Origin of the sequence: Streptomyces sp. cmx-4-9, from assembly GCF_046548835.1 — a bacterium.
Classification (GTDB): domain Bacteria; phylum Actinomycetota; class Actinomycetes; order Streptomycetales; family Streptomycetaceae; genus Streptomyces.
Genome location: NZ_JAEBEE010000010.1, coordinates 207,154 through 229,864 on the forward strand (window position 1 = coordinate 207,154; position 22,711 = coordinate 229,864).

General features: G+C 73.1%; 19 protein-coding genes and 1 tRNA gene. 14 read left to right on the forward strand and 6 right to left on the reverse strand.

The window, feature by feature from the left end; genetic code table 11:
* Window positions 1-3: 3 nt before the first annotated feature.
* The 3 genes from ACLJTM_RS29600 (at window position 4) to ACLJTM_RS29610 (ending at window position 1,956) form a co-directional block, all read left to right on the forward strand.
* The gene (locus ACLJTM_RS29600) at window positions 4-612 is read left to right on the forward strand and encodes a GNAT family N-acetyltransferase (protein ID WP_411106827.1); all 609 of its coding nucleotides are present in this window, start codon (window positions 4-6) and stop codon (window positions 610-612) included.
* Between the two features lie 157 nt (window positions 613-769).
* Window positions 770-1,804, forward strand: a complete 1,035-nt coding sequence (locus ACLJTM_RS29605; protein WP_411106828.1) for a hypothetical protein — start codon at window positions 770-772, stop codon at window positions 1,802-1,804.
* Between the two features lie 78 nt (window positions 1,805-1,882).
* Window positions 1,883-1,956 (forward strand) — tRNA-Ala (locus ACLJTM_RS29610).
* Between the two features lie 204 nt (window positions 1,957-2,160).
* Here the strand turns inward: ACLJTM_RS29610 and ACLJTM_RS29615 are convergent.
* Window positions 2,161-2,658: a GNAT family N-acetyltransferase gene (locus ACLJTM_RS29615; RefSeq protein WP_411106829.1), complete on the reverse strand. Its 498-nt coding sequence runs from the start codon at window positions 2,656-2,658 to the stop codon at window positions 2,161-2,163.
* A gap of 38 nt (window positions 2,659-2,696) precedes the next feature.
* On the opposite strand from ACLJTM_RS29615, the gene ACLJTM_RS29620 reads away from it, so the two are divergent.
* Complete coding sequence (locus ACLJTM_RS29620; RefSeq protein WP_411106830.1) at window positions 2,697-3,506, forward strand: exodeoxyribonuclease III; 810 nt, start codon at window positions 2,697-2,699, stop codon at window positions 3,504-3,506.
* Here ACLJTM_RS29620 and ACLJTM_RS29625 read toward each other — a convergent pair.
* Window positions 3,488-4,171, reverse strand: coding sequence for a MerR family transcriptional regulator (locus tag ACLJTM_RS29625; RefSeq protein WP_411106831.1), 684 nt, complete (start codon window positions 4,169-4,171; stop codon window positions 3,488-3,490). The two genes, ACLJTM_RS29620 and ACLJTM_RS29625, sit on opposite strands and share 19 nt — an antisense overlap.
* 195 nt (window positions 4,172-4,366) lie before the next feature.
* Here ACLJTM_RS29625 and ACLJTM_RS29630 point away from each other — a divergent pair, with 195 nt between their 5' ends.
* The 4 genes from ACLJTM_RS29630 to ACLJTM_RS29645 all read left to right on the forward strand — a co-directional run bounded on the left by ACLJTM_RS29630 (window position 4,367) and on the right by ACLJTM_RS29645 (window position 8,023).
* Window positions 4,367-5,971 (forward strand): flavin-containing monooxygenase, encoded by a 1,605-nt coding sequence (locus ACLJTM_RS29630; RefSeq protein ID WP_411106953.1) that lies wholly within the window; start codon window positions 4,367-4,369, stop codon window positions 5,969-5,971.
* A complete protein-coding gene (locus ACLJTM_RS29635; protein ID WP_411106832.1) occupies window positions 5,968-6,894 on the forward strand; it encodes an alpha/beta fold hydrolase in 927 nt (308 codons plus the stop codon). The genes ACLJTM_RS29630 and ACLJTM_RS29635 overlap by 4 nt, the downstream gene beginning before the upstream one ends.
* Window positions 6,891-7,775: an SDR family oxidoreductase gene (locus ACLJTM_RS29640; RefSeq protein ID WP_411106833.1), complete on the forward strand. Its 885-nt coding sequence runs from the start codon at window positions 6,891-6,893 to the stop codon at window positions 7,773-7,775. The genes ACLJTM_RS29635 and ACLJTM_RS29640 overlap by 4 nt, the downstream gene beginning before the upstream one ends.
* Before the next feature lie 74 nt (window positions 7,776-7,849).
* Window positions 7,850-8,023 carry a hypothetical protein gene (locus tag ACLJTM_RS29645; protein WP_411106834.1) on the forward strand — a complete coding sequence of 58 codons (174 nt, stop codon included), beginning with the start codon at window positions 7,850-7,852 and terminating at the stop codon, window positions 8,021-8,023.
* Between the two features lie 91 nt (window positions 8,024-8,114).
* On the opposite strand, the gene ACLJTM_RS29650 is transcribed toward ACLJTM_RS29645, so the two are convergent.
* On the reverse strand, window positions 8,115-11,393 hold the full coding sequence (locus tag ACLJTM_RS29650; protein ID WP_411106835.1) for a S41 family peptidase: 3,279 nt from the start codon (window positions 11,391-11,393) through the stop codon (window positions 8,115-8,117).
* Between the two features lie 152 nt (window positions 11,394-11,545).
* On the opposite strand from ACLJTM_RS29650, the gene ACLJTM_RS29655 reads away from it, so the two are divergent.
* On the forward strand, window positions 11,546-12,136 hold the full coding sequence (locus ACLJTM_RS29655) for a TetR/AcrR family transcriptional regulator (protein ID WP_411106836.1): 591 nt from the start codon (window positions 11,546-11,548) through the stop codon (window positions 12,134-12,136).
* A 121-nt stretch (window positions 12,137-12,257) separates the two neighbouring features.
* Entirely contained in the window at window positions 12,258-14,480 is a 2,223-nt protein-coding gene (locus tag ACLJTM_RS29660; RefSeq protein ID WP_411106837.1) for an MMPL family transporter, read from the forward strand.
* Window positions 14,481-14,562: 82 nt separating this feature from the next.
* Here the strand turns inward: ACLJTM_RS29660 and ACLJTM_RS29665 are convergent, their stop codons facing one another.
* The gene (locus ACLJTM_RS29665; protein WP_411106838.1) at window positions 14,563-14,973 is read right to left on the reverse strand and encodes an SsgA family sporulation/cell division regulator; all 411 of its coding nucleotides are present in this window, start codon (window positions 14,971-14,973) and stop codon (window positions 14,563-14,565) included.
* Between the two features lie 169 nt (window positions 14,974-15,142).
* Here ACLJTM_RS29665 and ACLJTM_RS29670 point away from each other — a divergent pair, with 169 nt between their 5' ends.
* Genes ACLJTM_RS29670 through ACLJTM_RS29685 form a run of 4 tightly spaced genes read left to right on the forward strand, consistent with a single transcriptional unit; the run spans window position 15,143 to window position 18,974 of the window.
* Window positions 15,143-16,204, forward strand: coding sequence for an energy-coupling factor ABC transporter permease (locus ACLJTM_RS29670; RefSeq protein WP_411106839.1), 1,062 nt, complete (start codon window positions 15,143-15,145; stop codon window positions 16,202-16,204).
* Between the two features lies 1 nt (window position 16,205).
* Complete coding sequence (cbiQ, locus tag ACLJTM_RS29675; RefSeq protein ID WP_411106840.1) at window positions 16,206-16,967, forward strand: cobalt ECF transporter T component CbiQ; 762 nt, start codon at window positions 16,206-16,208, stop codon at window positions 16,965-16,967.
* The gene (locus ACLJTM_RS29680) at window positions 16,955-17,749 is read left to right on the forward strand and encodes an energy-coupling factor ABC transporter ATP-binding protein (RefSeq protein ID WP_411106841.1); all 795 of its coding nucleotides are present in this window, start codon (window positions 16,955-16,957) and stop codon (window positions 17,747-17,749) included. The genes cbiQ and ACLJTM_RS29680 overlap by 13 nt, the downstream gene beginning before the upstream one ends.
* A 28-nt stretch (window positions 17,750-17,777) precedes the next feature.
* Window positions 17,778-18,974 carry a serine hydrolase domain-containing protein gene (locus tag ACLJTM_RS29685; RefSeq protein ID WP_411106842.1) on the forward strand — a complete coding sequence of 399 codons (1,197 nt, stop codon included), beginning with the start codon at window positions 17,778-17,780 and terminating at the stop codon, window positions 18,972-18,974.
* Window positions 18,975-19,003: 29 nt separating this feature from the next.
* Here ACLJTM_RS29685 and ACLJTM_RS29690 read toward each other — a convergent pair whose 3' ends face one another.
* A complete protein-coding gene (locus ACLJTM_RS29690; RefSeq protein WP_411106843.1) occupies window positions 19,004-20,641 on the reverse strand; it encodes a penicillin-binding transpeptidase domain-containing protein in 1,638 nt (545 codons plus the stop codon).
* Between the two features lie 180 nt (window positions 20,642-20,821).
* Window positions 20,822-22,591: a dolichyl-phosphate-mannose--protein mannosyltransferase gene (locus ACLJTM_RS29695; protein ID WP_411106844.1), complete on the reverse strand. Its 1,770-nt coding sequence runs from the start codon at window positions 22,589-22,591 to the stop codon at window positions 20,822-20,824.
* Window positions 22,592-22,711: the final 120 nt, after the last annotated feature.

Here is a 22,711-nt window from a genome sequence, read left to right on the forward strand (position 1 = left end):
CCGGTGGTCCTGACGGACGGCCCCGTCACGCTGCGCCCGATAAGGCTGCGGGACCAGAAGGCCTGGCGCGAGGTCAACCGGCGCAACCGGGAATGGCTGCGGCCGTGGGAGGCCACGATCCCGCCGCCCGCGCCCTGGGGCCCGGTGGTCCACCGGCCGACGTACCGCCAGATGGTGCGCCACCTGCGGGCGGAGGCGAACGCGGGCCGGATGCTGCCCTTTGTCATCGAGTACGAGGGCCGGCTCGTCGGCCAGCTGACGGTCGCGGGGATCACCTGGGGCTCGATGTGCGCGGGGCACGTCGGCTACTGGGTTGACCGCGAGGTGGCGGGCCGCGGGGTGATGCCGACGGCGGTCGCCCTCGCCGTCGACCACTGCTTCGGCAAGGTCGGCCTGCACCGCATCGAGGTGTGCATCCGGCCGGAGAACGGCCCGAGCCGGCGGGTGGTGGAGAAGCTGGGGCTCCGCGAGGAGGGACTGCGGCCGCGCTACCTGCACATCGACGGGGCCTGGCGCGACCACCTCGTGTACGCCGTCACGGTCGAGGAAGCGCCGGAAGGGCTGCTGCGCCGCTGGCACCGGACGCGGCACCGGGAGATCCCGCCGAAATGAAAAGCGAATGCCAGTTCGAATTCAGGGCCCGGCGAGCCGATTCGCCCATAACCTGATCCGAAGAATCACAAAAAAAGTCCGTGATATCAGCGAGATCGTGCGACACACCGGCCCGATTGGCCGATCCCTTCGTCCGCGCCCCTCTACGGTGTGAGGTGTGAGCAGCAGCGGCCTCATCTACGCAGTCATTGTGGGGGCCTGGGCCGCCTACTTGGTGCCCATGTGGCTCCGGAGGCAGGACGAGCTGAACGAAGCCCGTCCGACGGAACGCTTCTCCACTGCCATCCGGCTGCTTTCCGGCCGGGCGGGAATGGAGCGCCGTTACGCCAAGGGGCTGCGTGAACGCGGTACCGACGCAGCGGATCCCCCGCCCCACGCGGACCCGGACGCGGTCACGGAATCGGTCGATTCCGCCGACCTGGACGCCCGGGCCTTCGTCGTGCCCCCGACCCGGACGGAGCAGCCGCGGTCGGCCGCCGCGGGGCGGGAGCAGCGCGCGGAGCGGGCCCGGCGCGAGCAGCGCCTCCAGGTCCTCGCCCGGCGCCGGCGCACCACCGCGCTCCTCTTCCTCGTCTTCACCCTCGGTGCGGTCGTCGCGGCGGTCGGCGGGCTCGGCTACCTGTGGGCCCCCGCGGTCCCGGCCCTGCTGCTGAGTTCGTACATCGTGCACCTGCGGGCCCAGGAGCGGCGGCGCTACGAGTTCACCATGGACCGGCGGCGCGCCGAGGCGGCCGCCCGGCAGCTGCGCGAGAGCCGGCCGCGCCGGCGCGAGCCGGAGGCCGCGGCGGACACCGAACCGGACCCTGCCCCACCGGTCTCCCCGCAAGAAGCGGGCCGCCGGGCGCTGGTCGAACAGACCGACCACGCGGAGTGGGTGGACCAGCAGCGCGAGCGTGAGCGCGGCCCCGCCCGCGGTGACAGCTGGGAGCCGGTCCCGGTCCCGCTGCCGACGTACGTGACGGCCCCGGTCGCACCCCGCGCCACCGGCCCCGCGGCGCCGGACGCCTGGAGCGCGACCCGCTCCAGCACCGCCGAGCCCACGGAACCCCGGCTGCGCGCCCAGCCGCAGACCCCCGCGCCGGAGCCCAAGGCCCAGCCGGCCACGCCCCGCCCCCGGGGCCGGGAGCGCGGCCGTACGCCGCTCTTCGACCAGTACGAGAGCGACGAGCGTCCACGAGCTGCGAACGAATGATCGGTGACCTGCGCGGACGCTCACACAAACCGGTTTTGGAGCACCCGCGCGGGGATGCTAATGTTTCACACGTCGCAAGGGCCTGTGGCGCAGTCTGGTAGCGCACCTCGTTCGCATCGAGGGGGTCTGGGGTTCAAATCCCCACAGGTCCACACACGACAGTTCGCGGGTAGCTCCCGGGAACGTCACGAGATCCCGTCCGGTCGCAAGACCGGGCGGGATCTCTGCGTTTGCGCGAGGAGTTGGGGGCCGCCGGCCCCAACGGAGCGGGAAGCCCCGGCAGTTGGCGGGGAGCGGGGCCGGGGCCCGGCCGCGTCGGCCGGGCCGCCGGGGTCCGGTCCGGCTCGTCGGGCGGCTCAGGGGGTCTGCAGGGGTTTGGCCATGCAGATGCTGGAGTCGTGGAAGCGGTAGTAGCCGAACTTCGTCACCGTCGTGTAGCCCTCGGAGGCGTACAGGGCGACCGCCTCGGGCTGCTGGTCGCCGGTCTCCAGGACCATGCGGACCCGGCCGGCCGCGCGGGCGTCGCGTTCCAGTTCCGCCAGGATCCGGCGGGCCAGGCCGAGGCCGCGGGCCCCGGGTATGACGTACATGCGCTTCAGCTCGGCGTCGCCGTCCGCGTACCCCTCCTCGTTCTTCTCGTGGCTGCGCCAGCCGCCGCTGGCGACCGGGACGCCGGCGGCGTCGTACGCGAGCAGGTAGCGGCCCCTGGGCGGGACGAACATCGCCGGGTCGAGGAAGGTGAGATCACCCTCGCCCCCGTACCTGGCCTCGTACTCGAGCTGGACCTGGTCGTTGAGCTCCACCGCGTCGGGGTGGTCGTACGGCACGGTGCGGAGGCGGATCCCATGAGACATCCGGACATCGTACGGAAGGGTCCGGCTAAGGTGCTCGGATGCTCACTGTGACCTCCGTGAATGTCAATGGGATCCGCGCCGCCGCCAAGAAGGGCTTCGGGGCGTGGCTTGCGGGATCCGACGCCGACGTGGTGTGCCTCCAGGAGGTACGGGCCGAGGAGGGGCAGATCCCGGCGGAGGTCCACCGGCCCGAGGGATGGCACACCGCCTTCGCACCGGCCGCGGCCAAGGGCCGTGCCGGGGTCGCGCTGTACACGCGCCGGGCGCCGGAGGCCGTCCGGATCGGGTTCGGCAGCGACGAGTTCGACGCCGCCGGGCGGTACATCGAGGCGGACCTGCCCGGGGTGACCGTCGCGAGCCTCTACCTGCCCTCCGGGGAGGCGGGCACCGGGAAGCAGGACGAGAAGTACCGGTTCATGGCGGAGTTCCTGCCGTACCTGCGGGAGTTGCGGGCGCGGGCCGCCGCCGACGGCCGCGAGGTCGTGGTCTGCGGGGACTGGAACATCTGCCACCGGGAAGCCGACCTGAAGAACTGGAAGACCAACCGCAGGAACGCCGGCTTCCTCCCCGAGGAGCGGGAGTGGCTGGGGCAGGTCTACGACGAGGCGGGCGCCGGGTACGTCGACGTGGTGCGCGCGCTGCACCCCGACACGGAGGGCCCCTACTCCTGGTGGTCCTACCGCGGCCGCGCCTTCGACAACGACGCCGGCTGGCGGATCGACCTCCAGGTGGCGACCCCGCGGCTGGCCGGCCGGGCCGTGAAGGCCTTCGTCGAGCGCGCCGAGACGCACCCCGAGCGCTGGTCCGACCACGCACCCGTGACCGTGGTCTACGAACTCGGCTCCTGACCGGAGGCCAGCAGGCGGTCCAGCGCCATGCCCAGCTCCGCCTCCACGACGCTCTTCGCGAGCGGGCGCAGGCGGGGCAGGGCGTCCGGCGCCAGATGGGCCGAGACCAGGTCGCTGAACAGGGCCGCCATCGCGTCCGCGTGCTCGCGGACCAGGCGGCCGGTCTCCAGGACGGCCGCGAGCGGGACGCCCTCGCGGACCAGGGCCGAGGAGACGTCCAGCAGGCGCCTGCTGACGTGCACGATCTCGTCGCCGTCGGTGGCGAGGTAGCCGAGGTCCAGTGAGGCGGCCAGGTTCTCCGGGGTGACCTCGCCCTCGAAGTAGTCGGCCAGCGCCTCCGGGGTGAGCCGGACCGGGGTCTCCTCCGACCAGCCGATGCCCAGCAGTTCGCCGAGCTGGCCGACGTCGCGGCCGTTCTCGAAGGCGGCGGTCAGCTCGGCGATGCCGCCGAGGGTGTGGCCGCGCTCCAGCAGGGCCGCGATGGTGTGCAGCCGGGCCAGGTGGTGGTCGTCGTACCAGGCGATGCGGCCCTCGCGACGGGGTGGCGGCAGCAGCTTGCGCTCCCGGTAGAAGCGCAGGGTGCGCACCGGGATGCCGGCCGCCTCGGCCAGCTCCTCCGTACGGTATTCGCGCACGGTCTTCGCTTCCGTCTCATCCTTCGCCACGGGCGCAGCCTATGGCGTACCGGCAGTAACTTTCCGGTCGCGACCCCTACCCATGAGTACGGGGCTGCTCTACTCTCCCGATTGTGCCAGTAATTGCTGGCAGCGTCGGCGGTGTGTGCGGCGCGGTGATGGCAGGGCATGGCGTGGCTGGGACTGCGGATCAAGCGGAAGCGGAAGGCGGCGGGCATGGGCGGCATGGGCGGGCGCGAGGAGCGCGAGCACGTACGAGTGGCAGTGATCGGGTCGGGGTTCGGCGGGCTCGGCGCCGCCGTCCGGCTGCGCCGGGAGGGAATCACCGACTTCGTCGTGCTGGAACGGGCCGACTCGGTCGGCGGGACCTGGCGCGACAACAGCTACCCCGGGTGCGCCTGCGACGTCCCGTCGCACCTGTACTCCTTCTCCTTCGCGCCCAACCCCGACTGGCCCCGGACCTTCTCCGGGCAGCCGCACATCCGGGCGTACCTGGAGCACGTCGCCGACACCTTCGGGCTGAGGCCGCACGTCCGGCTGAACTCGGACGTGCAGCTGATGCGCTGGGACGCGCAGGAGCTGCGCTGGGAGATCGAGACCTCCTCCGGCGGGCTGACGGCCGACGTGGTGGTGTCGGCCACCGGCCCGCTGTCCGACCCGAAGACGCCGGAGATCCCCGGGCTCGACGGCTTCCCCGGCAAGGTCTTCCACTCCGCGCGCTGGGACCACGACTACGACCTGGCCGGCAAGCGCGTCGCCATGATCGGCACGGGCGCCTCCGCCATCCAGATCGTGCCGGCCATCGCGCCGCAGGTGGAGCGGCTCACGCTCTTCCAGCGGACCCCGCCGTGGGTGATGCCCCGCACCGACCGGGCCATCACCGCGGCGGAGCGCTGGCTGCACCGCCGGCTGCCCTTCACCCGCGCCGCGCGGCGCGGGCTGCTGTGGGGGATCCGGGAGCTGCAGGTCAGCGCCTTCACCAAGCGCCCCAAGCAGCTGGGGCTGGTCGAGTCGCTCGCCAAGGCCAACATGGCGCGCTCGATCAAGGACCCGGAGCTGCGCGCCAAGCTGACGCCGTCCTACCGCATCGGCTGCAAGCGCATCCTGCTCTCCAGCGAGTACTACCCCGCCCTGGCCCGGCCCGACGTGGACCTGGTCGCCTCCGGGCTCAAGGAGGTCCGCGGATCGGTGCTGGTCGCCGAGGACGGAACCGAGACCGAGGTCGACGCGATCATCTTCGGCACCGGCTTCCACGTCACCGACATGCCGATCGCCGACCGGGTGGTGGGCGCGCAGGGCACGACCTTGGCGGACGAGTGGAAGGACGGGATGCAGTCGCTGCGCGGGGCCACCGCGGCGGGCTTCCCCAACTGGATGACGATCATCGGGCCCAACACGGGTCTCGGGAACAGCTCGATGATCCTCATGATCGAGTCCCAGCTCGCCTACATGGCCGACTACCTGCGCCAGCTCGGCGTGCTGGGCGGGCGGGTGGCGCTCGCCGCCCGGCCCTCCGCCGTGAACCGGTGGAACCGGCACGTGCAGGCCCGCATGGAACGCACGGTGTGGAACACCGGCGGATGCACCAGCTGGTACCTGGACGCGCAGGGCCGCAACACCACGGTCTGGCCGGGCACCACCGGCGAGTTCCGCCGCGAGACGCGCAGCGTCGACCTCGCGGAGTACGAGGTCCTGCGGATCAAGGACCGGGAGCGGGCCCCCGCGCTCGCCGCGGTGGTCCCGGCGGGCGGCGGCGCAGCCGGGTCCGCCGCGCCGCCCGCCCCCGCGCAGGCCGCCGTGCAGGCGCCCGCCGAGGAGGGCGCCGCGTGAGCCGCCTGATGCACGTCTCCAGCGGGCCCTACGCCCCGCCCGCCGCGCGGCGCGAACTCGTCGCCGTCTCCGCCGACGGGGCCCGCCTGCACGTCGAGGTGCACGGCGAGGACGGGGCGCCGGCCGTGGTCCTGGCGCACGGCTGGACCTGCTCCACCGCGTTCTGGGCCGCGCAGGTGCGGGACCTGGCCGAGGACCACCGGGTCATCGCCTACGACCAGCGCGGCCACGGCCGCAGCCCCGCCGCCCGGGCGCACAGCACCGGCGCCCTCGCCGACGACCTGGTGGCCGTCCTCGGCGCCGTCCTCGCTCCCGGGGAGCGGGCGGTGCTCGCCGGGCACTCCATGGGCGGGATGACGATCATGGCGGCGGCCGGCCGGCCGGAGTTCGCCGAGCACGCCGCGGCCGTGCTGCTGTGCAGCACCGGCAGCGCCCGGCTGGTGGAGGAGGCGCTCGTCCTGCCGGTGCGCGCCGGGCGGCTGCGGACCCGCGTCACCGGCGCGATCCTCGGCTCCCGCGCCCCTCTGGGGCCCGTCACGCCGGTCGCCCGCAAGGTGCTCAAGTACGCCACCATGGGCCCCGGCTCCGCGCCCGACAAGGTCGAGGCCTGTGCCCGGATCGTGCACGCCTGCCCCACCGGGGTCCGCCGGGCCTGGTCGCAGGTGCTGTCCGGGCTGGACCTGGAGGCCGAGCTGGCCGGGCTGACCGTGCCCACCGCGGTCATCGCCGGCGCGCGGGACCGGCTGACCCCCGTGGTGCACGCCCGGGCGATCGCCGCCGCGCTGCCCGACTGCGTGGGGCTGACCGAGCTCCCCGGCATCGGCCACATGACCCCGATAGAGGCCCCCGAGGCCGTCACGACCGCGGTGCGCGAGCTGAGCGCCCGCCACCTGTCCGCACCGCAGAAGGAGAAGACCCCGTGAGCCCTCGCAGGAGCCTGGAAGGCCAGGTGGCCGTCGTCACCGGCGCCGCCCGCGGAGTCGGCGAGCTGCTCGCCCGCAAACTCTCCGCGCGGGGCGCGAAGGTCGCCCTCGTCGGCCTGGAGCCGGATGCCCTCAAGGAGGTCTCCGAGCGGCTGCACACCGAAAGCGACCACTGGCACGCCGACGTCACCGACCACGAGGCCATGGCCCGGGTCGCGCAGGAGGTCAAGGCGCGGTTCGGCAAGGTCGACATCGTCGTCGCCAACGCGGGCGTGGCCTCCGGCGGTCCCTTTGCGGACTCCGACCCCGACGCCTGGCGCCGGGTGATCGAGGTCAACCTCATCGGCGGCGCCGTCACCGGGCGGGCCTTCCTGCCCGTCCTGACGGAGAGCCGCGGGTACTTCCTGCAGATAGCCTCGCTCGCCGCGATCACCCCGGCGCCGATGATGACCGCGTACTGCGCCTCCAAGTCGGGGGTCGAGGCCTTCGCCCACTGCCTGCGCGCCGAGGTCGGTTACAAGGGCGTCAAGGTCGGGGTGGGCTACCTGTCCTGGACCGACACCGACATGGTGCGCGGCGCCGACCAGGACGAGGTCATGCGGGAACTGCGCGGGCGGCTGCCGTGGCCCGCGAACCGCACGTACCCGCTGGAGCCGGCCGTCGACCGGATCGTCGCGGGCATCGAGCGGCGCTCCGCCCACGTGTACGCGCAGTGGTGGCTGCGCGGCATGCAGGGCGTGCGCGGCTACCTGCCGGGGATCATCGGGGCGGTCGGACAGCGCGAGATGAAGCGGTTCGAGCCCCGACTCGGCACGGTCTCCACGGGACTCGTGGGGGCCGGCGGGGCGGCGGACGAGCAGGAGCGGAGCCGGCGCATCTAGCCGGAATGCGAAGGATGTCCTTGCGTGCCAGGCTGGGCGGGGCCACGCCCCGACACCCTTCCAGGAGGGAAAGCATGGGTCTCAAGGACCAGTTCCAGGACAAGGCGAAGCAACTCGCCGAGCAGGCCAAGGCCAGGGCGCAGGACGCCCGGGGCAGGGCCGCCGAGCGTTCCCCGCAGGCCGGGCAGGAGCCGAAGGCACGGGCCGACCGGGCCCGTGACTCCTTCGACAGCGGCTTCGAGGACTGACCGGGTCCCGGCCGCCGTCGGCACCCCGCAGGGCCCGGTCCGCAGCGCTGCTGCGGGCCGGGCCCCACGGGGTCCGGGCGGGGGGCCGGGGTCAGCGCGGGGGCAGCTTCGGGCGGCGCCGGTCCGGCACGTCGGTGTAGCCGGGCGGCTGCAGGGCCGGGTCCTGCTCCAGCAGTTCCAGCGCCAGGTGCACCGCGTCGTCGAGCTGCGCGTGCCGGCCCTCGGCCCAGTCGAGCGGGGTGCGCAGGATCGCGAGGTCCGGTTCCACCCCGTGGTTCTCCACCGACCAGCCGTACTCGGGGAACCAGGCGGCGTTCATCGGCACCGTGATCACCGTGCCGTCGCCCAGGGTGTGCCGGCCGGTCATGCCGACCACCCCGCCCCAGGTGCGCTGGCCGACCACCGGGCCCAGCCCCAGCAGCTTGAACGCCGCGGTGATCATGTCGCCGTCGGAGGCGGTGGCCTCGTCGGCCAGGGCCACGATCGGACCGCGGGGCGCGTTGGAGGCGTACGAGACGGGCTGGGCCCCGCGCGTCAGGTCCCAGCCGAGGATCGACCGGGTCAGCTTCTCCACCACCAGCTCGCTGATGTGCCCGCCCGCATTGCCGCGCACGTCCACGATCAGGGCCGGCCGGGACATCTCCATGCGCAGGTCCCGGTTGAACTGCGCCCAGCCCGAGCCGCCCATGTCGGGGATGTGGAGGTACCCGCAGCGGCCGCCGCTGATCTCCCGGACCACCGCGCGCCGCTTGGCCACCCAGTCCTGGTAGCGCAGCGGCCGTTCGTCGATCAGCGGGACGACGGCGACCCGGCGGGCCCGCTCCGGGCCCTCCACCGGGCGGAAGGTCAGCTCCACGGTGGTCCCGCCGGCCGCCGCGAGGAGCGGGGCGGGTCCGGTCACCGGGTCCACCGGGCGCCCGTCCACATGGGTCAGCTCGGCGCCCTCGCGGATGCCGGTGCCCGCCAGCGGGGAGCGGGCCTTGGAGTCCGAGGACTCGCCGGGCAGGATCCGGCTGACCACCCACGCCCCGTCCCGGCAGACGAGGTTGGCGCCGAGCAGGCCGATGGCCCGCTGGTAGTGCGGAGGGCCCTCGTTGCGGCGGGCGGGGGAGACGTAGGCGTGCGAGGTGCCGAGTTCGCCGAGGACCTCGCGCAGCAGGTCGGCGAACTCGTCCGGTGAGGCGACCCGTTCCACCAGCGGCCGGTACTGGGACAGCACCGCGTCCCAGTCGATGCCGCACATGTCCGGCTCCCAGAAGTAGGCACGGATGATCCGTCCCGCCTCCTCGAAGGCCTGGCGCCACTCGGCCGCCGGGTCCACCTCGTGCAGGATCCGCCGCAGGTCCAGGTAGACGGTCGAGTCGCTGTCACCGGACTCGGTGGCCGGGACGGCCCGCAGGTCGCCGTCGTCGTTGACCACCAGCCGGGTGCCGTCGCCGCTGAGCGCGAACCAGTCCAGGCCCGAGGCCAGTTCGGTCTTGCGGGCCTTGGTCAGGTCGAAGTGCTCCAGGGTGGGCTTGCCGCTGGTGTCGGAGGGGTTGGCGAAGGTCTCGCCGAGCGCGCCGGAGATCGGCCAGCGCAGCCAGACCAGTCCGCCGCCGCTCACCGGGTACAGGGCCGAGTACTTCGACGCCGACACGGGGAACGGCGTGACCCGGCTCTCCAGCCCCTCCACCTCCACGGTCACCGAGCCGTCGCCCGAGTCGGAGTCGCCCTCGACCGGGTCGAGACCGCCGGCGGCCGGGCGGCCGTCGGGGGTGAAGGCGAAGGGGGAGTTGGTCGCCGAGGACAGCGGCACCAGGTACGGGCGGCAGCCCAGCGGGAAGGACAGGTCGCCGGTGTGCACGTCGTAGACCGGGTCGAAGCCGCGCCACGACAGGAAGGCGAGGTAGCGGCCGTCGCGGGTGAAGACCGGGCTCTCGTCCTCGAAGCGGCCGTTGGTGACGTCGATGACGGTGGGCGCGCCCGGACCGGAGATCCGCGCCATCCTGATCGACCGCAGCGAGCGCCCGATGCCCGGGTGCGACCAGGTCAGCCAGCACCCGTCGGGGGAGAACGCCAGGTCGGTGACGGGCCCGTTGTCGGAGCGCACCAGCTCGGTGACCTCACCGTCGGACTCCTCGGCGGCGTCGACGAGCAGCAGGCGCCCGTCGTGGGAGGCGAGGGCGAGGCGTTCGCCGTCCGGGTCGGACAGCAGCTCCAGGACGCGGCCCAGCCTGCCGGAGGCCAGCCGGCGCGGGGCGCGCTCCCCGGAGGCCCGCGGCAGGGAGGCGATCTCGATCGCGTCCTCGCCCTCGGCGTCGGTCACGTAGGCGACCTGTCCGCTGCTGCCGAGCATCTCGGGCAGCCGCACCCGCACCCCGGGGGAGTCGGCGATGGTGCGGGCCGGGCCGTCGCGGTGGGTCAGCCAGTACAGGCTGCCGCGCACCACGACCGCGCTGGCCCGGCCGGTGGTGTCGACGGAGAGCGAGTCCACGTGGCTGGCGGCCGGGATCTGGTAGGGGCGGCGGCCCGCGCGGGGTCCCCCCAGCCGTACCCGGAGCTTGCGCGGGACGGCGTCCGGGGCGAGGGAGTCCACGAGCCAGAGGTCCCCGGCGCACTGGTAGACGACCCGGGTGCCGTCGGTGGAGGCGTGCCGGGCGTAGAACTCGTCGTGGTCGGTGTGCCGGCGCAGGTCGGTGCCGTCGGGCCGGCAGGAGTAGAGGTTGCCGACGCCCTCGTGGTCGGAGAGGAAGGCGATCCGGCCGCCCACGAACATCGGGGAGTCGAGGTGGCCCTCGACGTCCTCCAGCAGGCGTACGCCGTGCAGCCACAGCCGCCCGGTGGCGCCGCCGCGGTAGCGCTTCCAGGCGGCGGGCTCGTGCGGGGGCTTGCCGGTGAGGAGCAGGGAGCGGCGCTCGCCGTCGGCTCCGGCGTGCACCTGGATGTCGGAGACGGGCCCCCAGGGCAGGCGGCCGCCCGGGCTGCCGTCGGTGGGGAGGCTGTACGCCCAGGCGAAGTAGGAGAAGGGCTGGCCGTGCGAGGAGACGGCCAGGATGTCGCTGCGGCCGTCCTCGTCGGGCGGGGTCCAGCCGCAGACGCGGGTGTCGGTGGCGCCCCAGTGGCTGAGCTGGCGGGCCGGGCCGCCGTCGACGGGGGCGAGGTGGATCTCGGGGTCGAGGCTGCGCCAGGTGGTGAAGGCGATGTGGCGGCCGTCGGGGGAGAAGCGCGGGTGGCTGACCCGCGTCCGGTCGACGGTGATCCGCCAGGCCCGGCCGGGAGTCTGTCCGTCGGGGACGAGGGGGGCGACCCACAGGTCGTCCTCGGTGGCGAAACACAGCAGGTCATCGTGCAGGTGCGGGAAACGGAGGTACGCGACGTCGTGACTCACCCCCCAATGCTTTCCGCGCGGGAGGGCCCTGGCAACTCGTACAGGTGATCCATGACACGCTCCCGAGCGAAACGGAACGGTTTCGTTTCGATGGGTGCGGGGGTATGGTTTCCGGTGTACGGAACAGTTTCGTTCGGACGGGAGATGCGGCGATGACCGAAGCGATGGCGGCTCGGCGCAGCCGCATCACCCCCGAGCGGCAGGCCGAACTGCACGAAGCGGTGCTCGACCTCCTGCGCGACGTCGGCTACGAAGCGCTGACCATGGACGCGATCGCCGCCCGCACCAAGTCCAGCAAGGCCACCCTCTACCGCCAGTGGGGGAGCAAGCCCGAGCTGGTCGCCAAGGCCCTCCGGTGCACGCAGCCCGTCTCGCTGCGTGAGATCGACACGGGCACCCTGCGCGGGGACTTCGCGCGCATGGTGGAGCACTCCGACGACGCGCAGATGGCCAAGGACACCGCACTGATGCGGGGTCTGGCCCACGCCGTCCACGAGAGCCCGGAGCTCCACAAGGCGCTGCGCGACCTCCTGGTCGACCCGGAGCTCAACGGCCTCCAGGCGATGCTGCAGCGCGCGGTGGACCGGGGCGAGATCCGCCCGGACTGCCCCGCCCTGGACTTCGTACCGCACATGCTCATCGGGGCGTTCATCGCGCTCCCGCTGATCGAGGACCGCTCGGTGGACCGGGCTTTCCTCGGTGACTTCATCGAAGCCGTGGTCTTCCCCGCCCTCGGCATCTGATCCACCCCGTCCCCGAAGCTCCGCCGCTGTTCCTGACACGCCGCTCTCGTCGTCGGGCCGGCTCTCCACGCCCTGATCCGCACCGGATCCATCCCACGACCTGAACGGGAGAACCACCGACGTGGCCACCTTCCTCTACCGACTCGGCAGGGGCGCCTTCCGGCGCCGCCGATTCGTCGCCCTCGTCTGGGTGGCGCTGCTGTTCGTCGCCGGCTTCGGCGCGGCTTCGGCGTCCGCCCCCACCTCCGGCTCGTTCTCCATACCCGGCACGGAGGCCCAGAAGGCCTTCGACCTGCTGGACAAGAAGTTCCCGGGCATGGCCGCCGACGGCGCCACCGCCCGCATCGTCATCAAGGCCCCGGACGGCGCGAAGGTCACCGACCCGGGCACCAAGGCCCAGGTCGAGAAGATCGTCGAGGACCTGAAGTCCGGTCCGGGCAAGGACCAGATCTCCTCGGTCGCCGACCCGTACCAGACGCAGGCCGTGAGCCAGGACGGCTCCACCGCCTACATCAGCACCAAGTACAAGGTCAGCGGCATGGAGCTGACCGACGTGGCCCGTGACGCGCTGAAGGACTCCGGCAAGGAGCCCCAGGCGCAGGGGCTCACCGTCGAGATCGGCGGCGACGCGCTGATGGCGGCCCCCGAGACGGGGTCCGGAGAGATCATCGGCATCCTGATCGCCGCGATCGTCCTCGTGATCACCTTCGGTTCGCTGATCGCGGCCGGGCTGCCACTGCTGACCGCGCTGATCGGCGTGGGCATCGGCGTCTCCTCGATCACCGCGCTCGCCAACGTGCTGGACCTCGGCAGCACCACCTCCACCCTGGCGATGATGATCGGCCTCGCGGTCGGCATCGACTACGCCCTCTTCATCGTCTCCCGCTACCGCGCGGAGCTCGCCGAGGGCCGCGAGCGGGACGAGGCCGCGGGACGGGCCGCCGGAACCGCTGGTTCCGCCGTGGTGTTCGCCGGTCTGACCGTGGTCATCGCCCTCGTGGGCCTGGCCGTCGTCAACATCCCGATGCTCACCAAGATGGGCGTCGCGGCTGCCGGAACCGTGGTCATCGCGGTCCTGGTCGCCCTCACCCTGGTCCCGGCCATCCTCGGCTTCGCGGGCAGGAAGGTCCTGCCGGCCGGCGAGAAGAGCAAGCTCTTCGGCAAGGGCGGCAAGGGCGGCAAGGGCAAGGACGCCGCCGACCCGGACGGGAAGCCCAACGGCGGTACCCGCTGGGCCCGGTTCGTCCTGCGCCGCCCGGTGACCGTCCTGCTGGCCGGCGTGATCGGCCTCGGCGTCATCGCGATCCCGGCGGGCAAGCTGGAGATGGGCCTGCCGGACGACGGCGCCCAGCCGGTCTCCACCACCCAGCGCCAGGCCTACGACCTGCTGTCCGACGGCTTCGGCCCGGGCTTCAACGGTCCGCTGATGGTCGTCGTCGACGGCGACAAGGCCCTGGCCGACCAGACCGCCGACCGGATCAAGGGCCTGGAGGGCGTCGCCGCGGTCACCCCGCCGGCCCCCAACGAGGCCGGCGACGCCGCGGTCATCACGGTCATCCCGAAGGACCGCCCCTCCTCCACGCAGACGGAGGACCTGGTCCACTCGATCCGCGACGGCAGCGGGGACGACGTCCTCGTCACCGGCGCCACCGCGATGAACATCGACTTCTCGCAGAAGATGAACGACGCGCTGCTGCCCTACCTGGCGCTCGTGGTCGGCCTGGCCTTCCTGCTGCTGATGCTGGTGTTCCGCTCGGTCCTGGTCCCGCTCAAGGCGGCCCTCGGCTTCCTGCTCTCGGTGGTCGCCGCCCTCGGCGCGGTCGTCGCGGTCTTCCAGTGGGGCTGGCTCGGCTCGCTCTTCGGGGTGGAGCAGACCGGACCGATCATGTCGATGATGCCGATCTTCATGGTGGGCGTGGTCTTCGGCCTGGCCATGGACTACGAGGTCTTCCTCGTCACCCGGATGCGGGAGGCGTACGTCCACGGCGAGCGCCCCGGCCAGGCCGTGGTGACCGGGTTCCGCTACAGCGCCCGGGTGGTCGTGGCCGCCGCCGTCATCATGATCGCGGTCTTCGCGGGCTTCATCGGAGCCAGCGAGCAGATGGTCAAGATGATCGGCTTCGGTCTGGCCGTCGCCGTGTTCTTCGACGCCTTCGTGGTCCGCATGGCCATCGTCCCGGCGGTGCTCGCCCTGCTCGGCCACAAGGCCTGGTGGCTCCCGGGCTGGCTGGACAAGCTCCTGCCCAACGTCGATGTGGAAGGCGAGAGCCTGCGCCGCCACCTGGGTGACGACTCCGGTTCCCCGGAGGACCCGGGCAAGGACCGCGAGCTCGTCAACGCCTGACCCGGCCGCGCCCCGGCGCGGACCGCACCCCGGCCCCGTACCGCCCGTTCACCCGGGCGGTACGGGGCCGGGGCCGTCTGGCCTAACGGGGGGCCGGGGCGTTCGTGCGGCGCAGGAAGCGGCGCAGGGCCGCGATGTCGAACTGGACCACCGCGACGCCCTCGGGGGAGTGGAACTCGACGATGGCCTGCACCCGCCCGCACGGCCAGATGCGCACGTCGCCGGTGCCGGTCGGGGCCGTCAGGCCCGCCTCCAGCAAGGCGCGGGGGAAGACCCACTCGTTGTCGGTGCCCTCGGGGGAGAGGTCGGCGGGGAAGACGATCCGTACGGCCAGCGGCTCGGCGGGGACGAAGCGCAGGGCCACCGGGACGGTCCGGTAGAGCGGGTCGTCGGTGATCACACGGGCTCGGCAGCGCTCCTCGACGAGGTCGATGGTCGCAGCGGCGGTTGCGGTGGTGGTCCGCGCGGCGGGGTTCTCGGCGGTCGCTGACATCGACACGACTCCTCGAAATTGGAGCATTTGAGCCTGTTTGTCTGTCCAGCCTCGCACATTCCCACGAAACTGCGCGCCCCTCTTTGTGACGCGAGCGCTCTTGCCAATCATTTGCAAGTGGGCACTATTCTTGAACGGTTCCAGACTGTGCGAGAAGCGGAGCCGTTCCATGCATGTGCCCGACGGATTCATCAACGCACCCGTTTCGGTGGCGGCCGCAGTGGTGGCCACCGGCGCGGTGGCCGTCAGCCTCCGCGGAGCCCGCCGGGAACTGGACGAGCGCACCGCGCCGCTCGCCGGCCTCGTCGCCGCCTTCATCTTCGCCGTCCAGATGCTGAACTTCCCCGTCGCCGCAGGCACCAGCGGGCACCTCCTGGGCGGAGCCCTGGCCGCAATACTCGTCGGCCCCTTCACCGGGGTGCTGTGCGTGTCCGTGGTGCTGCTGATGCAGGGCATCCTCTTCGCCGACGGGGGCCTGACCGCCCTCGGCGTGAACATCACCGTCATGGGCGCCGTCACCGTCGTCGTGGCCTACGCGCTGTTCCGCGGGCTGCTCAGGGTCCTGCCGGGGACCCGCCGGTCGGTGACCGCGGCCGCCTTCGCCGGGGCCCTGCTGTCGGTCCCGGCCGCCGCCGCCGCCTTCACCCTCATCTACGCCGTCGGCGGGACCACCCAGGTGCCCATCGGCAAGGTGTTCACCGCCATGGTCGGCGTGCACGTGCTGATCGGCATCGGCGAGGCCCTGATCACCGCCGCCACCGTGGGCGCGGTGATCGCCGTACGGCCCGACCTGGTGCACGGGGCCCGCGGGCTGACCGCGCCGCTGAAGCTGCGCGTGGGCGGAGAGTTCGTCGACGCCCCCGCCGCCGCGGTCCGGCCCGTCGCGGCCCGCTCCGCCAAGAGGGTCTGGGCCGTCGGTCTGGCCGCGGCCCTCGTCCTCGCCGGCCTCGTCTCCTCCTTCGCCTCCAGCAGCCCCGACGGGCTGGAGAAGGTCGCCGCCGACCAGGGCATCGACGCCAAGGCCGACCAGTACGAGCACGCCACCGCCGACTCCCCGCTCGCCGACTACGCGGTCAAGGACGTCGGCAACGAAAGCCTCTCCGTCGGCCTCGCGGGCGTCATCGGCGTCGGTGCGACCGTCGCCGTCGGCTCCGGCGTCTTCTGGATCGCGCGTCGCCGCCGCACCGACGAGCCGGCCCCCGCTCCCGCGCCCTCCACCACGGCGGTCTGACGTGGGCGCCGGCCATGCCCACACGCTCTACCGGCACGGGCACTCGCCGGTCCACGCCCTGCCCCCGCACTGCAAACTCGCCGCGGTCTTCGGCTTCGTCCTCGTCGTCGTCTCCACCCCGCGCGAGGCGGTGTGGGCCTTCGGCCTGTACGCCGTGCTCATCGCCGCGGTCGCGGCCGCGGCCCGGATCCCGGCCGGCTTCCTGCTGCGGCGGATGCTGATCGAGGTCCCGTTCGTCGCCTTCGCCGTACTGATGCCCTTCGTCGCGGAGGGCGAGCAGGTCGTGGTGCTCGGACTCCAGCTCAGCGTCCCGGGCCTGTGGGGCGCCTGGAACGTGCTGGCCAAGGGCACCCTCGGAGTCGCCGCATCCGTCCTGCTCGCCTCCACCACCGAACTGCGCGCGCTGCTGCTCGGCCTGCAGCGGCTGAAGCTGCCGCCCCTGCTCGTCCAGATCGCCGGCTTCATGATCCGCTACGGGGACGTGATCGCCGACGAGCTGCGCCGGATGTCCGTCGCCCGCCGCTCGCGCGGTTTCGAAGCCCGGGGGATCCGGCACTGGGGCGTGCTCGCCAAGACGGCGGGCGCGCTGTTCATCCGCTCCTACGAGCGCGGCGAGCGGGTCTACCTCGCGATGGTCAGCCGCGGGTACGCCGGCTCGATGCCGGTGATCGACGAGGTGGCCGCCACCCGGACCCAGTGGGCGTACGCGGCCGTGCTCCCGGTGACGGCGCTCGCCGTCTGTCTGATGGGATGGACCCTGTGACCACGCCATCCGCACCCCGGCCCGCCACGGACCCGTCCCCCGCCTCCCTGGAGGTCTCGGGTCTCGCCTACGCCTACCCGGACGGCCACCAGGCCCTGTTCGGAGTGGACCTGACCGTCGCCCGCGGCGAGCGGGTCGCCCTCCTCGGGCCCAACGGCGCCGGCAAGACCACCCTGGTGCTGCACCTCAACGGCATTCTGACCGGAGGGGTCGGATCCGTCTCCGTGGCCGGGCTGCCGGTGGCCAAGCGGAACCTCGCCGAGATCCGCCGGCGGGTCGGGATCGTCTTCCAGGACCCCGACGACCAGCTGTTCATGCCGACCGTGCGGGAGGATGTCGCCTTCGGACCGGCAGCTTCCGGAATGCGCGGCGCGGAGCTGGAGGAGCGGGTCCGGCAGGCCCTGGAGCAGGTCGGCATGGCGGAGTTCGCCGACCGGCCGCCGCACCACCTCTCCTTCGGCCAGCGCCGCCGGGTCGCGGTGGCCACGGTCCTCGCCATGCGGCCCGAGATCCTCGTCCTCGACGAGCCCTCCTCCAACCTGGACCCGGCCTCGCGCCGCGAGCTGGCGGACATCCTGCGCTCGCTGGACGTCACCGTGCTGATGGTCACCCACGACCTGCCGTACGCCCTGGAGCTGTGCCCGCGGGCCGTGGTCCTCAGCGAGGGCGTCATCGCCGCGGACGGCCGCACCCAGGACCTGCTCTGCGACGAGCCGTTGATGCGGGCCCACCGCCTGGAGCTGCCCTTCGGCTTCGACCCCCGCTCGGTGTCGGTGGCATAAGCGCCCGCCGGGGGTTGTTGGCCCCGTCGTGGAGATACAGGGTGTGGTGGCGGACGGCTTCGAGCCCGTCCGGGAGGCGTTCGTCCGCAACTTCGAGGTACTGGGGGACCGGGGCGCCGCGGTGGCCGTGTACCGGGACGGCCGCAAGGTCGTGGACCTGTGGGGCGGCGCCAGGGACGCGGACGCCGCCGGGGCCCCCGCCGCCGGGCTCCCCGCCGCCGGGGCCCCTGCCCCCTGGACCGCCGGCACCGCGCAGATCGTCCGCTCCGCCACCAAGGGCGTTGCCGCCGCCGTACCGCTGCTGCTGCACCAGCGCGGGCTGCTGGACCTGGACGCGCCGGTGGGCTCGTACTGGCCCGAGTTCAAGGCGGGCGGCAAGGAGCGCATCCTGGTCCGCGACGTGCTCGCGCACCGCGCCGGCGTCCCGGCACTGGACCGGGGCCTGACCCCGGCCCAGGCGGCCGACGGGGTCAGCGGCCCCCGCGCGGTCGCCGCCCAGCGGCCCTTCTGGGAGCCCGGCACGGAGCACGGCTACCACGCCCAGACCTACAGCTGGCTGCTGTCCGAGCTGGTGCTGCGGGCGACCGGCCGCACCCTCGGCGGCATCCTGTCCGAGGAACTGGCCGAGCCGCTGGGCCTGGAGTTCTGGATCGGGCTGCCCGAGGCCGAGGCCCACCGGGTCGGGCGGGTGGCCGCCGTCGAGGCACCGCAGCGCGCGGGCGCGCTCAGGACCCGGCCGCGGCGCAACGTCTCCGAGGCCTACGCCGACCCGGCATCCCTCACCCGCCGCGCCTTCGCGGCCATCGACCCCCTGCCGGACGAGAACGACCCCGCCTACCGGGCGGCCGAGCTGCCGGCCTCGGCGGGCATCGGCACCGCCCGCGCCCTGGCCCGCTTCTACGCGGCCACCATCGGGGTGGTGGAGGACGGCGCCCGGATCTTCACCCCGGCCACCACCGCGCTCGCGGGTCGCGAGCTCTCGGCGGGCGCGGACCGGGTCCTTGTGGTGCACACCCGCTTCGGCCCCGGCTACATGCTGCACGGCCCGGCCTCGCCGCTGCTCTCCCCGGCCTCCTTCGGCCACCCCGGCCGCGGCGGCTCGCTGGCCTTCGCGGACCCGGAAGCGGGCATCGGCTTCGGCTACGTCACCAACGCCCTGGCCGCGTCGGTCACGGCCGACCCGCGCGCACAGGCCCTCGTACGGGCCCTGCGCTCAGCCCTGTAAGGCGCCGCCGGGGCCGGGGGTGGGCGCGGTCAGGAGGCGGAGAGGACCGCGGCGACGACCGGGCCGGCCGCGTCGCCGCCGTGGCCGCCGCCCTCGACCATGGCCGCCGCGGCCACGTCCCCGCCGAAGCCGGTGAACCAGCTGTCCGGGCTCCCCGCACCGTCGACCTCCGCCGAACCGGTCTTCGCGCCCTTGTCGCCGCCGACCGTGGCCATCGCCTTCGCACCGGTGCCGCCGGTGGCCGTCAGCCGCATCATGGAGACCAGCTGCTGCTGCACGGCGGGCTTCATGCGCCGCTCCGCCGTGGCGATCCTGCGGCCGTCCAACTCCGGGGAGACCAGCAGCGGCTGGCGGAACACCCCGGTGCGCGCGGTGGCGGTGATCGACGCGACGTTCAGCGGGTTCATCGTGATCTGGCCCTGCCCGATGTACTCGGCGGCGGCCTCGGCGCCCGTCGCCGGCGGGACCTTGCCGTCGGTGGACTTGATGCCGGTCTTCCAGTCCAGGCCGATGCCGAAGACCTCCCGGGCCTCGTCGGGCAGCGCGGCGTCGTCGTCGACCTGCTTGATCTGCTTGATGAAGGCGGTGTTGCAGGACTGCGCGAAGCTGGTCGCGAAGGTCTTGCCGGTCAGCTCGAAGTTCTTCAGGTTGTGGAAGGAGCGGCCGCCCCACGACACGTCCTTGGGGCACTCCGCCGGCTTGTCGGCCGCCACCTTGCCGCGGTCCAGCAGCATCGCCGCCGTCACGATCTTCATGGTGGAGCCGGGGGCCCGGTTGCCCGTCATCGCCGCGTTGTAGCCGTCCCTGCGGTGGTTGGCGACGGCCAGGATGTGCCCGGTGCTCGGCTGCACGGCGACCACGGAGGCCTCGGGGAACCGGGCGACCGCCTGCTCGGCCGCCGCCTGCACCTTCGCGTCGAGGTAGGTCTTCAGGACGCTCGGCTCGCCCTCCACCAGAGTGAGCAAGGTCCGCTTGGGCGTGTCCGCGGCGGCCGGTTCGATCCAGACCTCGGCGCCCGTCTTCCCGCCCGTCCTGCTGCCGTAGGTACCGCGCAGCTCGTCCAGGACCGGCCGCAGCGAGGGGTACTTCTCAGGGGTCAGCTCCTGGCCGTTGCGGTCCACCGCCTTGACCGGCGGGCTTGCCGGGGCGCCCGCGCGCAGCTTCTCGTCCTTCTGGAGCTGCGGGTGGATCACCGACGGCTGCCAGTCGACGAGCGCCTTGCCGGTGGTCGTCCCGCGCACCACCGTCAGCTGGGACTCGTAGGCCAGGGGCTTGGTGGTGCCCTCGTAGGTGATCTCCGCGGCCACCGTGAAGGGCACGGTGTCGCCCTTCGGCGTGCCCGGCGTGATCACGGCCTTGGAGACGTAGGCCTTGGCCTGGTAGTCGGCGACGGCCGTCTGTGCGGCCTGGGCGTTGTTGGTCAGGTCGGCGGCCGCCCGGTCGTCCCCGGCCGCCCATGCGGCCAGGAAGGCCTTGGCGGTCGCGGCGGTCTCCTTCTCGGTGACCGGCCCGCTGCCCTTCTCCGAGAGGGTGGTGGTCCCCGCCGTGGTGGTCCCCTTGCCGTCGGATCCGGCGTCCCCGACCAGTGCGAACACCCCGTACCCGGCGCCGCCGAGCATCGCGAGGAACACCCCGCCGATGACGGCGCCCTTGGCTGCCCCGTTCATGTGTCTCCCCCGTGTCACAGTTCTCTGAACGTGTTCAAAGAATTCCAGGTGCAGACCTTACGCTGTGCGGCCCCGCGCTCACCCGCTTGTTACCGGACCGGAACATCGATGGCCGCAATGGTGGGGAAATGGGCGGAAGGGCCCTCCCGCCCGGCGGGAGAGCCCTTCCGCACCTCCGGATCAGACCCAGGTGTCCAGCCACATCCGGCCGCGCCAGGAGTCCATCGGCAGGGTCTGGCCGGTGTAGATCGGCCAGAAATAGATGAAGTTCCAGACGATCAGCAGCACCAGTACCCCGGCGCCGATCGCCCCCAGGGCGCGGCGCCGTTCCGTCGAGCCCGCCGGGCCCAGCAGCGCGCCGGTCATCATCGCCACCGCCAGGCACAGGTACGGGACGAAGACCACGGCGTAGAAGTAGAAGATGGTCCGCTCCTGGTAGTGGAACCAGGGCAGCAGGCCCGCGGCCAGGGCGCAGGCGATCGCCCCCGCCCGCCAGTCGCGGCGGAAGAACCACCGCCACAGCACGTACAGCAGGGCGAAGCAGCCCGCCCACCACAGCAGCGGGGTGCCGAGGGCCAGCACCTCGCGGGCGCACTTGCCCGCCTCCGTCGCCGGGCAGCCGTCGGTGCCGGGCTCGGGGGACTCGTAGAAGTAGGAGACGGGGCGGCCGAGGACCAGCCAGCTCCACGGATTGGACTCGTAGGTGTGGCCGGAGGTCAGGCCCACGTGGAAGCGGTAGACCTCGGTCTCGTAGTGCCACAGGCTGCGCAGCCACTCCGGCAGGAAGGACAGGGAGCTGCCCTGGTCGTTCTTGGCGGCCCAGTCCCGCAGGTAGCCGCCCTTGCCGTTGTCGGGGCTGAAGATCCAGCCGCTCCAGGAGGCCACGTACGTCACGAGCGCCACCGGCACGGTGGACACGAAGGCGGGCAGCGCGTCACGGCTCAGCATGGCGCGGTACGGGGAGCCCGCCCCCGCGGTGCGGCGCGCGGCGGCGTCCCACAGCACGGTGAGGATGCCGAAGAAGGCCAGCACCACGAAGCCGTTCCACTTCGTGCCCGCGGCCAGGCCCAGGCAGACCCCGGCCAGGATCCGGTAGGGGCGGGCGCCCAGCCGCAGCGTCCCCGCGGTCTCCGGGTCCGGGCGGGTGCGCCCCTCGTCGTCGACCGGGAGCGCGGCAGCGAGCCGGGCCCGGGCCCTGTCGCGGTCGATGAGCAGCGCCCCGAAGGCGGCCAGGACGAAGAACATCAGCACCAGGTCGAGCAGCGCGGTGCGGCTCATCACCAGGTGCAGGCCGTCCACGGCGAGCAGGGCGCCCGCCAGGCAGCCGAGGAAGGTGGAGCGCAGCAGGCGGCGCCCGATCCGGCACAGCATCAGCACCGAGAGGGTGCCGAGGACCGCGGTCATGAACCGCCAGCCGAACGGGGTGAAGCCGAACATCCACTCGCCCAGGCCGATCACCCATTTGCCGACCGGCGGGTGCACGACGTAACCCGGGTCCAGGGGCAGGGAGATGCCGTCGGGGTTGGCGAGGATCGACTTGTCGATGTCCTTGGGCCAGCTCGCCTCGTACCCCTGCCGGATCGTGGCCCAGGCGTCCTTGGCGTAGTACGTCTCGTCGAATATCACCGCCTTCGGGCTGCCCAGGTGCACGAACCGCAGCACCCCGGCGACCAGCGCCACCAGCAGCGGACCCGCCCAGGCGAGGACGCGCTGCCAGGTGCCCACCGCCGAGGCGGGCACGCCGAGCGCCGCCCACAGCTGGGCGGACGGCTGTGCATACGGCGGCACCAGGCGGGCGCGGACGTCCGCGGCCGCCGCGGCCGCGGCGGACGGCGCGTAGCCGAAGCCGCGCAGGCGGCGCAGCCAGCCGGGCGGCTCGTCTGCGCGTCCCGCCGGTGGTGCGGGAGGGGCCCCCGCGGGGCTGGGCGGGGGCGTCGCGGTACTGGTCACCGGGCCATCGTAGGGAACTGATCTGTGGGAGCCCCAGTCCCCACGGGCGAGCGGGCCGGCGGGGCGCCCGCCCGGGCCCCGGCCGCACGCGCCCGGGGGGCGCACCGGGCCCCAATGAGA